The sequence below is a fragment of the Streptomyces varsoviensis genome, assembly GCF_000718635.1.
GTDB classification, from domain to species: domain Bacteria; phylum Actinomycetota; class Actinomycetes; order Streptomycetales; family Streptomycetaceae; genus Streptomyces; species Streptomyces varsoviensis.
In genome coordinates this window covers 45,879-59,219 of the sequence record NZ_JOBF01000019.1, presented here as the reverse complement: position 1 = coordinate 59,219, position 13,341 = coordinate 45,879, and the positions used below count along the sequence as shown (strand labels likewise).

Sequence of the window (13,341 nt, the reverse complement as noted above, 5' to 3'; positions counted from 1 at the left end):
GATGAACGCGGTACTGCCGCAGACCTTCCCGCTGGCGACGGTCCCCCTCGACAAGGCGGTCGCCAAGCAGTTCCGGCTGATCGAGTGCACCGCCCGGCACTTCGAGGGGGCGCAGCTCTTCGAGGCGGACGCGGGCGTCGTACCGGGCCTCGGCCGGCCGCGCACCACCGCGCGGGTCGAAGCGGTCCTCACCGACTACTTCGGGGCCGAGGACGCCGCGTTCGTCCAGGGCGCCGGCACCGGGGCGATCCGCGCCGCGCTCAACGGGGCCGTCAGCGCGGGCGCCCCGCTGCTGATCCACCGCGCGCCCGTCTACCGCACCACCGAAGTCACCCTGCGCGGACTCGGGGTGGAGACCGTGGAGGTCGACTTCAACGACCCGGCGGCGCTGGCCGACGCGTTGGCCTCCGGCCGCTTCCGGTGGGCCTATGTGCAGCACACCCGGCAGCGGCTCGCCGACTCCTACGACCCGGGCGGGGTGCTGGCCGCCTGCCGCGCCGCCGGGGTGCGCACCATCGTGGACGACAACTACGCGGTCATGCGGGTCCCCGAGAGCGGGGTGGAGCTGGGCGCCGACGCCTCCTGCTTCTCGCTCTTCAAACTGCACGGCCCGGAAGGCGTCGGCGTCGTGGTGGGCGCGCGCGACGTCGTCGAGCGGGTGCGGGCCGACAACTACTCGGGCGGCGGCCAGGTCCAGGGCCACCAGGCGCTGGACGCGCTCAGAGCCCTCACCCACGTGCCCGTGATGTGGTCCGTGCAGTCGAGAGTCGGGGCGGAGGTCGCCGAGCGGCTGGCCGCGGGCGAGGTGGCGGGCGTGGCGGAGGTCCGTATCGCCAACGCGCAGGACCGCTGCCTGCTCGTACGCCTCGACCGGCCCGTCGCGCGCGACCTGCCCGCGGCCGCCGCGCGGTACGGCGCGGCCCCGTACCCCGTCGGTTCGAACTCCCGTTACGAGGTGGCCCCGCTCTTCTACCGGATGTCCAGCTCGTCGCTCGACGACGCCCCGGAGCTGGCCGACTGGACGGTGCGCATCAACCCGATGCGGGCCGGCGCGGACCTCGTGATCGACATCCTCCGCCGTGCCCTGCGGGACATCCCGCGCGACGCGCACCACTCTCGCGAACTCAAGGATTGACCGTGTTCCTCGACACCGTCCTCACCCGCAACCCTCGACTGGCCGACGCCGCGACCGCGTTGCACCAGTCCGGGGAGGTCCCGCCCAACACGTACGTGGTCGACCTCGACGCCGTCGAGGCCAATGCCGCGATGCTGGCCGCCGAGGCCGAGCGCGTCGGCCTCAACCTCTGGTTCGTGGTCAAGCAGATCGGCCGCAACCCCGAGCTGATCCGCGCCATCGCCCGGCACATCCCCAAGTTCGCCGCCATCGAGCCGCCCGAGGCGCGCGTGCTGCATGCCGCCGGGGCCCGGGCCGGGAACCTCGGCCACCTGGCGCAGATCCCGCGCCGCGCCCTCCCGGAGATGCTCGCCTGGCGGCCCGAGACCGTCACGGTGTACGACCTCGACAACGCCCGTGCCGTCTCCGAGGCCGCCGGCCGGCTCGGCTTCGTCCAGGACATCCTGATCCGGCTGGAGGGCGCCGAGGGCTCCGTCTACCCCGGGCAGGAAGGCGGTGTCCCGCTCGATGGGCTGGACGCCTTCGCGGCGGAGGCGGAGCGGCTGCCGGGCGTGCGGATCGCGGGCGTGACCGCGTTCCCCTGCGTCCTGTGCGACCCGGCGGACTCCCTGCCCCGGCCCACGCCCAATTTCGAGCTCGCTCTCAAGGCACGGCAGGCCCTGGCCGCCCGCGGCCACTCGGGCCTGGCGCTCAGCGCCCCCAGCGCCACCTCCATGGCCACCCTGCCGATGCTCGCCGAGCTCGGCGCCACACACGGCGAGCCGGGCCACTCCCTCACCGGCACCACGCCGCTGCACGCCGTGGACCCGCACCAACCGGAGATCCCCGCGTACGTCTACGTCAGCGAGGTCGCCCACACCCTCGCGGACGGCCGGCCCGCCCTGTTCGGCGGCGGTTTCTACGCGCGTTCCGGCGTCAAGGAGGCCCTGCTGCCGCGCACCGGGCTCCGGCTGCCCGTCCAGGACGCGCCCGCCGAGAACATCGACTACTACCGCCTGCTGGAGGCCCCCGCACCCGGCCAGGACGTACGCGCCGGCGACACCGCCGTCCTCGCCTTCCGCACCCAGATCTTCGTCACCCGCAGCACCGTGGCCGTCGTCTCCGGCCTGTCCTCCGGCGCGCCGCGGCTGACCGGCCTGTACGACCCGCTGGGCCGCGCCTACTGAAAGGCACCGCGGCCGTCGAAGGGCACCGAGCGTACTGAGCGGCACCGAGCGCGCCGAACGGCACCGAGCGTTCTGAAAGGCACCGACATGAGCAAGACCGTCATCGTCGTCATCGACGGATTCGGCATCGGCGCGATGCCCGACGCGGGCGCGCTGCGCCCCGGCGACATCGCGGCCGACACCTGCGGCCACATCCTCGACCGCTGCCGCGAGAAGCTGGGCCGCCCGCTGCGCCTGCCGTCCCTCGGCGCGCTCGGCCTCGGCCTGATCCACGGGCACCGGGACCTCGTGCGCACCACCCGGCTGCCGGTCGCCGTCGGCCGGGCCGCGCTCGGCTACCCCGGCGCGGACACCTACGCGGGCCACCAGACGATGATGGGCGCCGACTTCAGCAAGGTCACCGTGGCGCGCCTCGGCGAACACCTCGACGAGGTGCGCGCCGCGCTGGAGGCGGCGGGCCACCGGGTGGCGGAGCTGAACGGCAGGCCGCTGCTCGTCGTCGACGGGTGCGTCCTCGTCCACGACAACCTGGAGGCCGACCCCGGCATCAATTGGAACGCCTCCGGGAGCCTCGACGACTTCCCCTTCGACCACATCCTGTCCATCGCCCGCACGGTCCGCGCCGTCGCGCCCGTGGCCCGCGTCATCGCGGTCGGCGGCCACGCCGACGGCCCGCTCCCCGGCTTCGTACGGGACGGCGAGCACGGCACGTACGGGCTCGACACCCCGGCGACCGGCTTCTACCGCAACGGCGGGCTCGAAGTGCAGCACCTGGGCGCGCCGCTGGACCACACCCGGCAACTGCCCGACCTGGCGGCCCGCGCGGGCGTCCCCGTCACCCTGGTCGGCAAGGCCGCCGACATCCTCGCCTGCGACGCCGCCGTGCGCCGCCCGGCGGTGCCCACGGCCGACGTGCTCGCCCACACCCTGGAAGCCGTACGGACGCCGGGTCCGGGCCTCGTCGTCGCCAACGTGCAGGAGACGGACCTGGCCGGACACCAGCAGGACGTGCTGCGCTACGGCGAGGTCCTGGAGCAGCTCGACGCGGGCCTGGCCGAGCTGATCGCGCTGCTCGACGCCCCCGGCGACCGCCTCGTCGTCACCGGCGACCACGGCAACGACCCGACCATCGGGCACGCCTTCCACACCCGCGAGTACGTGCCCGTCCTCATCCACCGCCCCGAGGCGGCCGGTCTGGAGCTGCTGCCGGACGCCGCGTCGCTCGCGGACGTGGGCGCCACCGCGGCGCTCTCCCTGGGCCTGAGCCCGTCGGGCCTGGCGAACGGTGCGCCGATACGCGCCGCGTAACGCGTCACGGCAGGCGGCACTTCGCGGTGCCCGGTGTTCACCACGGCACGCGCCGCGCAGGCAACACAGCCGATTTGGCCATGAACAGCGCGACCCCCGCCCTCGCTCCGGAGGGCCGGGGCGGGGACGGGGGAGGAAAACGCTATGGACGGCGCGTACCGTCGCTTACTTGTCCGACGGCGGAAGCATGTCCCGGAACTCCTTGGGGAGTTCGAACGAGCCCGCGTCCTGGCCGGCGCCCGGGAGACCGAAAGCACCGCCCTGCTGACCGGGCTGCCCGCCCTGGGCGGCCGCCTCGCGCCGCGCCGCCGCGGCCTGCTCCTCGGCCTTGCGCTTCATCGGGTTGCCGCTCTTGCGCTTGCCCTTGGCCTGCTTGGCCTGCTTCTTCTGGCGGCCCGGGCCACCGCCCGTACCCGGCATGCCCGGCATCCCCGGCATTCCGCCGCCCTGCGCCATCTTCGACATCATCTTGCGCGCGTCGAAGAAGCGCTCCACGAGGCTCTTGACCGCGCTCACGTCCACGCCCGAGCCCCGGGCGATACGGGCCCGCCGGGAGCCGTTGATGATGTGCGGGTCCTTGCGCTCCCCCGGCGTCATCGACTTGATGATCGCGGCGGTGCGGTCCACGTCCTTCTCATCGAGGTTGTTGATCTGGTCCTTGATCTGCCCCATGCCGGGCAGCATGCCGAGCAGCTTGGAGATGGAGCCCATCTTGCGGACCTGCTCCATCTGCGCCAAGAAGTCGTCGAGCGTGAACTCCTTGGGCCCCTTCGCCAGCTTGGCCGCCATCTGCTCGGCCTCTTGCTGGCTGAAGGTCTGCTCGGCCTTCTCGATCAGGGAGAGCATGTCGCCCATGCCCAGGATGCGGGACGCCATGCGGTCCGGGTGGAACGCGTCGAAGTCGTCCAGCTTCTCGCCGTTGGAGGCGAACATGATCTGGCGGCCGGTGACGTGCGCGATGGAGAGCGCGGCGCCGCCTCGGGCGTCGCCGTCCAGCTTGGACAGGACGACGCCGTCGAAGCCGACGCCGTCGCGGAACGCCTCCGCGGTGTTCACCGCGTCCTGGCCGATCATCGCGTCGACGACGAACAGCACCTCGTCGGGCTTGACGGCGTCGCGGATGTCCGCGGCCTGCCGCATCAGCTCCTGGTCGATGCCGAGGCGGCCGGCGGTGTCGACGATGACGATGTCGTGCTGCTTGGACTTGGCGAACTCGATCGAGTCCTGCGCGACCTTGACCGGGTCGCCGATGCCGTTGCCCGGCTCCGGCGCGTAGATGGCGACACCGGCGCGCTCGGCGACGACGGAGAGCTGGTTGACGGCGTTGGGGCGCTGGAGGTCGCAGGCGACGAGCAGGGGGGCGTGCCCCTGGCCCTTGAGCCAGTGGCCGAGCTTTCCGGCGAGGGTCGTCTTGCCGGCGCCCTGGAGGCCGGCGAGCATGATGACGGTCGGCGGGTTCTTGGCGAACCGCAGGCGGCGGGTCTCGCCGCCGAGGATGCCGATCAGCTCCTCGTTGACGATCTTGATGACCTGCTGCGCGGGGTTCAGCGCCTGGGAGACCTCGGCCCCGACCGCGCGCTCCTTGACCTGCTTGATGAAGGAGCGGACGACGGGCAGCGCCACGTCCGCTTCGAGCAGGGCGATGCGGATCTCACGCGCGGTGGCGTCGATGTCCGCCTCGGACAGGCGGCCCTTGCCCCGGAGGCTCTTGAACGTCGCTGCAAGGCGGTCGGAGAGGGTATCGAACACGGTGGTCGCAGATCCTTCGGGTCGGAAGCCGTTCGCCGGTCTCGTCGTGCCGGTGGCCAGGACGAGAGCCTGACTGTTGTCAGGGGACGAGTACGTCGCGCCCCCAAGGGTATCCGGCCCTCCAGGGTACGGTCAGCCGCCCAGCGCCCCCTGCACGGTACGGGCCAGTTCGGCGGCCTCCACGCTGCCCAGCGGGGAGCCCTTCGGACCGGTCACGTAGAAGGCGTCCACCGCGTTCGCCCCCAGCGTCGAGACGTGGGCGCTGCGGACCGCGACCCCGGCGTCCTCCAGGGCGCGCCCGATGCGGTGCAGCAGGCCGGGGGCGTCCTGGGCGCGTACCTCGACGACCGTCGCGAGCCGCGAGCTGTCGGGCACGACGGTCGCCGTCGGGGGCGGCGCGGGCATCCGGCGGCGCCGCTTGCCGTATGCGGCCTCCCGCTCCGCCAGCCGGGCCGCGATGTCCAGCTTTCCCGCGAGCGCGCGCACCAGGTCGTCGCGGAGCCGGACCGCATGCGGCAGCGAGCCGTACTCGGCGGCCACCCGCCATCTGAGCAGCAGCACCTCCGCCCGGGGCGCTACGGCGTCCGCGTCCGCCCGCGCCCCCTCGACGGCCCTCGGATCAGCCGGTTCGCGGCGGGCCCCCGGGTCGGCCGGCGGGCGGACAGCCAGCAGGTCCTCCCCTACGGGCACCGCCCGCGGCCCCTCCGGTACGGGCACGGCCCACAGCTCCTCCGGTACGGGCACGGTCCGCAGGTCCGCGGCGCGTACGGTCAGCCGGTGCAGGGCGAGCACGCCGGCCGCCGCGGGCAGCACGCCCGGCTGGTCGGGCACGGCGATGAGCAGTTCGACGCCCACAGGCTCGCCGCCCTCGGTCCCGCCCCCTTCGGCGTCGTCCCGCACGGGCTCGGCATCCCCGGGACCGGCACGGCCCCCACTCGGCTCCCGCGGCCCCTGTCCTTGCGGCCCCTCCTGCCGCTCGCTCCGGGTGCACAGGGTCAGGACGGGCCCGCCCGTGCGCCACGCCTCGACGGCCAGGCGCTCGTGCTCCGCCGTCGGCGCCCGCGGTTCATCGCGCTCCGCGACCGGTTCGCCCGCCAGGACCGCCGCGACGCGCTTGACCAGGTCCGCCACGAGCGAGCCGCGCCAGGTGCTCCACGCGGCGGGCCCGGTGGCGAGCGCGTCCGCCTCCGTCAGGGCGTGCAGCAGCTCCAAGGTGCCGGGGCCGCCGACCGCCTCCCCGACGGCGCGCACGGTCGCCGGGTCGTCGAGGTCGCGGCGCGTGGCCGTGTCGATCAACAGCAGATGGTGACGGACGAGCGTGGCCAGGACGGAGGTGTCCGCGGAGTCGAACCCCAGGCGCGCGGCCACGTCGCGGGCGATCGTCTCGCCCGAGACGGAGTGGTCGCCCGGCCACCCCTTGCCGATGTCGTGCAGCAGCGCGGCGACCAGCAGCAGGTCGGGGCGGCCGACGCGGCGGGTCAGTGCGGCGGCCCGTACGGCCGTCTCGATCAGGTGACGGTCGACGGTCCAGCGGTGCACCGGGTTGCGCTGCGGGCGGCAGCGGACCCGTTCCCAGTCCGGGAGCAGCCGGGAGACGACGCCCCCGGCTTCGAGGGCCTCCCAGACCGAGACGGTCGGCTCACCCGCGCCGAGCAGCGTCACCAGCGCCTCGCGGGCCTCGGCCGGCCACGGCACGGGCAGCACGGCCGCGGTGGGCGCGCCGAACCGGCGGACCGCGTGCGGCGAGAGCGGCAGCCCGGACAGCGCGGCAGCGGCGGCCGCCCGCAGCGGCAGCACCGGGTCCCGGTCGGGCCGCGCGGTACGGGCGAGCACGGCCTCGCCGTCCTGCTCGACGACGCCCTCGGCGAGCGGGCTGCGCTCGCCCTCCCCGGCGCCCCGGCCGCCCAGCAGTCCGCGCAGCCGGGGCCGCGCGGAGCGGGCCCGCAGTACGCGTTCCACTTCGCGCCAGGTCACGTCGCTCGCGTACGAGACGGCGCGCGCGGCCTCGTACACCCGCCGCAGCAGGGTGTCCGCGTCCAGCACGCCGAGGTCCGCGGCCACTTGTTCCTGCTCCTGCAGCGCGAGCCGGTCCGTGGCCCGGCCGGTGGCGAGGTGCAGCGCGTCGCGCGTGTCCAGCAGCAGGGTGCGGGCCTCCTCCAGCCCCTCGCGCGGGGCGTCCGCGATCCAGGAGGCGGCGACGGCCCGCAGCGCGGTCGCGTCGCGCAGCCCGCCGCGCGCCTCTTTGAGGTCGGGCTCCAACAGGAACCGCAACTCGCCGTGGCGGCGCGCGCGTTCCGCGCAGAGTTCGGAGAGTTCCGGCAGCCGTTTGGGGGCCTGGGCGCGCCAGTCGGCGTAGGCGGTGGCACGCAGGGCGGCGGTCAGTTCCGCGTCGCCCGCGAGGTGCCGGGCGTCGAGCAGCCCGAGGTGCACCTTGAGGTCGCGGGCCGCCGCCCCGCGCGCCTCGACGGGGGTGCGCACGGAGTGGTCGAGCGCGAGGCCCATGTCCCACACCGGGTACCAGACGCGGTCGGCGAGGGCCGCGATCCGTCCCGCGTCCGCGGAACCGTCGTGCAACAGCACGACGTCGAGGTCGCTGCGCGGGGAGAGTTCACCGCGCCCGTAGCCGCCGACGGCCACGAGCGCGGCGCCCGGGGCCGCGCCGAAGAGCGCGCCCAGCCATTGGTCGGTGAGCGCGGCGAGCGCGGCGCGGCGCGGCGGCCCGGCCGTCGATCCCTCGTGGAGGAGTCGCAGCCGGGCCGCCGCGTAGCCGCCGGGCAGCGGGTCGCCGCCGGTCTTCGTCCGTACGCTGTCCGTCACTTCCGGCTCCCTGTCGACCCGTACCGCGTCCCTGTCCCGCCCCCTTCACGGCCTTCCCGAGGCCGCCCCGCCCGCGCCGCGGCCCGTGCGCCGCCCGCGTCCCTCAGCCGCTCATACCGCGTCCGGGCCGCGCTCGCCGGTACGGACCCGTACGGCCGTGTCCACGGGTACGGACCACACCTTGCCGTCGCCGATCTTGCCCGTTCGGGCCGCCTTGACGATCGCCTCGATGACCTGCTCGGCATCGTCGTCCTCGACGAGCACCTCGATACGGACCTTCGGCACGAGGTCGATGGTGTACTCCGCGCCGCGGTAGACCTCGGTGTGCCCGCGCTGCCGGCCGTAGCCACTCGCCTCAGTGACCGTCAGGCCGCGCACGCCCGCGGAGCGGAGGGCTTCCTTGACCTCGTCGAGCCGGTGCGGCTTGACGACCGCGGTGATGAGCCTCATACATCCACCTTCTTGCCCGTCGTACCCTTCTCGTTCTTCTCGTCCTTCTCTCCCTTCGACCGGATGGCCGCTCCGGGCGCACCACCCGCTCCGGGCGCACCACCCGCGCCGGACGCACCAGGCGCGAGAGCCGGCACGTGGGCGCGGGACTGCGCGACGCCGCCCACCGCGCTGAAGTCGTAGGCGGCCTCGGCGTGGAACGCCTGGTCGACGCCGCTGATCTCGTCGTCCTCGGCCGCCCTGAAGCCGATCACCCGGTCGATGAACCGGGCGAGCAGCCACGAGACGGTGAAGGAGTACGCCATCACTGCGAACGCCCCGGCGGCCTGCCGGCCGAGCTGGGCCGCGCCGCCGACGCCGTCGACGGCGAGGACGCCGACGAGGAGGGTGCCGATGACACCGCCGACCAGATGCACGCCGACCACGTCCAGCGAATCGTCGAATCCCAGCCGGTACTTGAGGCTGACGGCCCAGGAGCAGGCGGTACCGGCGGCGACCCCGATGACGAGCGCGCCCAGCGCGTTCACGGCGGCGCCGGACGGGGTGATGGCGACCAGCCCCGCGACGGCCCCGGAGGCGGCGCCCAGCGTGGTGAACGCGCCGTGCCGCACGCGTTCGTACCCGAGCCAGCCGAGCATCGCCGCGGCGGTGGCGACCTGGGTGTTGAGTGCCATGGTGGCGGCCGTGCCGTCGGCGGCCAGCGCCGAGCCCGCGTTGAAGCCGAACCAGCCGAACCACAGCAGCCCCGCGCCCAGCATCACCAGCGGCAGGCTGTGCGGCCGCATCGGGTCCTTCTTGAAGCCGACGCGCGCCCCGACGACCAGGACCGCCGCGAGGCCGCCCACGCCCGCGTTGATATGGACCGCGGTGCCGCCCGCGAAGTCGATGACCTTGAGCTGGTAGAGCCAGCCGTCCGGCTGCCACACCCAGTGCGCGACCGGGAAGTAGACGACCGTGACCCACAGCGTGATGAACAGCGACCAGGCGCTGAACTTCACCCGGTCCGCGAGCGCCCCGCTCATCAGCGCGGGGGTGATCACCGCGAACATGAGCTGGAACAGGGCGAAGGCGAAGACGGGGATGCCGGTCCGCCCACCGGTCAGCGTCCCGGCGTCGATGCCCGCGAGGCCGAGGTGGTCGAGGCCGCCGACCAGCCCGGCGCCGCTGTCCTCGCCGAAGGCAAGGGAGTAGCCGTAGAGCACCCACAGCACGGAGACGATGCCCAGCGAGATGAACGACATCATGAGCATGTTGAGCGCGCTCTTCACCCGCACCATGCCTCCGTAGAAGAAGGCCAGGCCGGGTGTCATCAGCATCACGAGCGCCGCACTGATCAGTACGAACGCGGTATCTGCGCCATTCAACGTGGACGTCTCCTCGGGGCGGGCGGCCCGCGCGGGGCAGGGACTCGGTGGACCGGCTGACGCCATGAGGCTGTCGCAGCGCGGTTTCCGCCGATGCGCGGGCGTGTTTCACCGCGGTGACGAAGGGCGCGGGAGTGTTACGGGCGGGTGAATCACCGGACGGCGGGCGGCGTCGGCCGTTACGGTCCCGTCCACACAACAGACCGACCGCGGCGATCACCCGGTTGACCTGGCGTGGGGGAGCCGAGTCGGGCTGTACGGGGTGGTCGCCGCGGCCGGAGTCCAGAGGCCGGTCGGGCGGTCGGCGGAGAAGCGAGTCGGGCCGTCGATGGCGGTGGATCGGGCGGTCGGCGGCAGTGGATCGAGGGCGAACGAGTCCGAAGAGACGGGGGCCGGCTGTCTGGTGCGGAGGGGGCGGGGGCGGCGGTCGCGGGGCGCTGCCCTCCCCGGCGAGGCACCGCCCCAGCGGGCCGCCGCCCCCGAAGGGCCCCGCCCCCGTCCTCAGATCGCCTGAGCGGCGGCCTCCGTCACGTCCGGCAGTTCGACGGCGAGTTTCTCCGTGAGGTCGACGACTTCGGCGACCTCACCGAAGTCGCGGACCGCCACGTCGACGGTCTTGCGGAGCCGGTTGTTCACCCGCTCCGAGCGCACCCGCTTGGCGATCTTCAGCGCCCGGCCCGCGAGTTCGGCGGACTGCTCGGGCTCGCGCCGCATCAGATGGACCGTGGACATTCCGATGAGGTTGAGCGCGTACGACCGCTGGTGCTCGTCGTCCTTGCCGAAGAGCTCCACGGCGCGCTCCATCCTCGGGAACGCCAGGTGCGCGTAGGTGGGGCTGCGGCCCGCCACATAGGCGAGGTCGCGGAAGGAGTGGGCGTTCTCCGCGTTCAGTTCGGCCTCGGAGAAGAAGCGGATCCAGTCGGGGTCGCCCTCGTCCGGAGTGCAGTCCTCGAAGGCGTCCTCGGCCATGTTCACGGCGCGCTTGCACTTCGCGGGCTGCCCGGCGTTCGCGTACGCGCGCGCCTCCATCGCGTACAGCATCGCGGTCGTACGGGAGGTGGCCTGCTCCCTGGAGCCGTACTGCGCGAGGTGGATCAGTTCCAACGCGTCGTCCGGCCGGCCGAGATGGATCATCTGGCGGCTCATGCTGGAGAGCACGTACGAGCCCAGGGGGCGGTCACCGGCCTCCTTCGCGGCGTGCAGCGCGAGGACGAAGTACTTCTGCGCGGTGGGCTGGAGCCCTATGTCGTAGCTCATCCAGCCGGCCAGCTCGGCCAGCTCGGCGGCGACCTTGAACAGCCGCCGGGACGTCTCCTGCGGATGCGACTCCTGCAACAGGTCGGTGACCTCGTGCAGTTGGCCGACGACGGCCTTGCGGCGCAGCCCGCCGCCGCACTGGGCGTCCCACTGGCGGAACATCATCGTCGTGGACTCCAGCAGTTCCAGCTCGGGCTGGGAGAGCCGGGAAGCGCGGCGGGAACGGTCCGCGGTGGCCTCCGCGGCGACGGCGCGCGCCCCCTCGTGGCCGACGGGCCCGGGCACCAGCCAGCGCTGCATCGGCTCGATGAGCGCGGGCCCGGCCGCGAGCGCCAACGACGTGCCGAGGAAGCCGCGCCGCGCCAACATCAGGTCGCTGCGGGAGAATTCGCTGATCAGCGAGACGGTCTGGGGGCCCGCCCAGGGCAGGTCGACGCCGGATACGGACGGTGACTGATGCGCGGTGCGCAGCCCGAGGTCCTCGATGCCCACGACGCAGCCGAACAGCTCGGAGAACAGCTCGGAGAGGATTTTCGGGATCGGCTCGCGCGGCTGTTCGCCGTCGAGCCAGCGGCGCACCCGGGAGGTGTCCGTACTGATGTGGTGGGCGCCCAACTGCCGCGCGCCCCTGTTGACTTGGCGGGCTAGTTCGCCCTTGGACCAACCACTGCGCAGGAACCATGAACCCAACCGCTCGTTGGGGCGCTTGTCAGCGCTGCCACTCCCGCTGCCGTTGCCGCCCACTGGAAGGCCCCCATTTCGACTGTGCTGTGCGCGAACCGCCAACAGAATGCCGCCTCCTGCGGCTTCCTGTCCGGTGATGCACCGACTCGACGGAGCGTAAACAGCCGACGTGACGAGGCGTCATGCCTCCGGCATACCCGCCGGGTGGGCACCTCCGGGGTTCATGCACCGAAAGTAATCCTACGATCACGGGCGTCGCGAGTCCGTTCCGGTAAACGCCACCATTCGCCACCCCACCGAATGGCCCTCCGCGCCACCCCGCGCGATTGACTGGGGCGCGGGAAGATCGGGAGCTGGCGCAGTGAGGCGCGAGGGAGCGCGGCCGCCACGTTGCACCACCGGCCGCACCGCCTCACGCCCCCCACGAACGGGTGTCGACAACCGTGCGTGTTCGCAAGACTCCGGGTCGTAACCATCACTGAAGACGACCCGTTGGAGGGAGCATGGGCTTCACGATCGGCGGTATCCGGGACATGCGTTCCGGCACCCGGCGGCGCGCACGCGCCACCGGGTGTGCCATGACAGCGATGACAGTGGCGGAGTACACCGGCCTGTGGGGATGGGACGTGGCGCCCGGCGCCCGCGCCTCGCGCCACGGTTCCGATGGCCGTACGGACTGCTCGTGCGGCGTCGCCGACTGCCCCTCCCCCGGCGCCCACCCGCTGCGCTTCGCGCCGCCCGTCGCGGCGGGCGCCACCCTCGACGAGGCGACCGCCGCCTGGGCCGAGGTCCCCGGCGCGGCGGTGCTGCTGCCCGTCGGCCGCGCCTTCGAGGTGCTGGAGGTGGCGGAGCCGGCCGGCCTGCACGCGCTGGTCCGGCTGGAGCGGATGGGGCTGCCGCTGGGCCCGGTCGCCGCCACGCCGCACGGCCGCGCGCTGTTCTTCGTTGCCCCCGGCGCGGCGGCCGAACTCCCCGCGCTGCTCTACCGCATGGGCTGGGACGACGCCGGCCTCGACCTGCGCTGCCTGGGGCCCGGCGAGTACGTGACCGCGCCGCCCTCCGACCTCGGCGGCCTCGGCCCGATGCGCTGGCTGCGCCCGCCGACCCTGGACACCGCGGGCTGCCCGCCCCAGGCCAGGCTCCTGGTGGGCACGCTGGCCTACGTCTGCCACCGCGCGGGGTCACGTTTCTGCGCCTGACCGAGGCCCGGCGAGGGCACCGCCTGAACCAGGGCCACCGACACATCACGGAAGATCGCAGAAGGGCCCCTCCCCGGCCGCTTGAGCGGCGGGGAGGGGCCCTTCTTGTCGTTGTCCGCGTGGGCCGACGGCTTCCCTCTCGTACGCGTGGAGTACGGGTGGAGTACGTATGGGCCAGTGGGCCGTCAGGCGTCCGGGGCCGTCAGGCCCCC

The 13,341-nt window shown here is 73.5% G+C and carries 9 protein-coding genes; 4 read left to right on the top strand and 5 right to left on the bottom strand.

Annotated features, from left to right (window positions below):
• Nucleotide 1: 1 nt before the first annotated feature.
• From IF55_RS25250 to IF55_RS25240, 3 genes are all read left to right on the top strand, one after another.
• Nucleotides 2-1,135: an aminotransferase class V-fold PLP-dependent enzyme gene (locus tag IF55_RS25250; RefSeq protein ID WP_030884937.1), complete on the top strand. Its 1,134-nt coding sequence runs from the start codon at nucleotides 2-4 to the stop codon at nucleotides 1,133-1,135.
• A 2-nt stretch (nucleotides 1,136-1,137) separates the two neighbouring features.
• A complete protein-coding gene (locus IF55_RS25245) occupies nucleotides 1,138-2,301 on the top strand; it encodes an alanine racemase (protein WP_030884934.1) in 1,164 nt (387 codons plus the stop codon).
• An 87-nt stretch (nucleotides 2,302-2,388) separates the two neighbouring features.
• Entirely contained in the window at nucleotides 2,389-3,609 is a 1,221-nt protein-coding gene (locus tag IF55_RS25240; protein ID WP_030884931.1) for a phosphopentomutase, read from the top strand.
• Between the two features lie 165 nt (nucleotides 3,610-3,774).
• Here the strand turns inward: IF55_RS25240 and ffh are convergent, their stop codons facing one another.
• The 5 genes from ffh to nsdA all read right to left on the bottom strand — a co-directional run bounded on the left by ffh (nucleotide 3,775) and on the right by nsdA (nucleotide 11,990).
• On the bottom strand, nucleotides 3,775-5,358 hold the full coding sequence (gene ffh, locus IF55_RS25235) for a signal recognition particle protein (protein WP_030884928.1): 1,584 nt from the start codon (nucleotides 5,356-5,358) through the stop codon (nucleotides 3,775-3,777).
• 132 nt (nucleotides 5,359-5,490) lie between these two features.
• Nucleotides 5,491-8,175, bottom strand: a complete 2,685-nt coding sequence (locus IF55_RS25230; RefSeq protein ID WP_030884926.1) for a [protein-PII] uridylyltransferase — start codon at nucleotides 8,173-8,175, stop codon at nucleotides 5,491-5,493.
• Nucleotides 8,176-8,286: 111 nt separating this feature from the next.
• Complete coding sequence (locus tag IF55_RS25225; protein WP_030884922.1) at nucleotides 8,287-8,625, bottom strand: P-II family nitrogen regulator; 339 nt, start codon at nucleotides 8,623-8,625, stop codon at nucleotides 8,287-8,289.
• On the bottom strand, nucleotides 8,622-9,989 hold the full coding sequence (locus IF55_RS25220) for an ammonium transporter (protein ID WP_030884920.1): 1,368 nt from the start codon (nucleotides 9,987-9,989) through the stop codon (nucleotides 8,622-8,624). Before IF55_RS25220 ends, IF55_RS25225 begins: the two co-directional genes overlap by 4 nt.
• A gap of 501 nt (nucleotides 9,990-10,490) precedes the next feature.
• The gene (gene nsdA / locus IF55_RS25215) at nucleotides 10,491-11,990 is read right to left on the bottom strand and encodes a transcriptional repressor NsdA (protein ID WP_078645173.1); all 1,500 of its coding nucleotides are present in this window, start codon (nucleotides 11,988-11,990) and stop codon (nucleotides 10,491-10,493) included.
• A 443-nt stretch (nucleotides 11,991-12,433) separates the two neighbouring features.
• Between nsdA and IF55_RS25210 the strand changes: the two genes are divergently transcribed.
• Complete coding sequence (locus IF55_RS25210; RefSeq protein WP_030884916.1) at nucleotides 12,434-13,129, top strand: bifunctional DNA primase/polymerase; 696 nt, start codon at nucleotides 12,434-12,436, stop codon at nucleotides 13,127-13,129.
• The last annotated feature ends 212 nt before the right edge of the window (nucleotides 13,130-13,341 follow it).

What these genes read in the sequence shown, in the direction of transcription:
- IF55_RS25225 (WP_030884922.1), bottom strand. Translation starts at nt 8,625, where the DNA reads ATGAGGCTCATCACCGCGGTCGTCAAGCCGCACCGGCTCGACGAGGTC.
- IF55_RS25250 (WP_030884937.1), top strand. Translation starts at nt 2, where the DNA reads ATGAACGCGGTACTGCCGCAGACCTTCCCGCTGGCGACGGTCCCCCTC.
- IF55_RS25210 (WP_030884916.1), top strand. Translation starts at nt 12,434, where the DNA reads ATGGGCTTCACGATCGGCGGTATCCGGGACATGCGTTCCGGCACCCGG.
- IF55_RS25240 (WP_030884931.1), top strand. Translation starts at nt 2,389, where the DNA reads ATGAGCAAGACCGTCATCGTCGTCATCGACGGATTCGGCATCGGCGCG.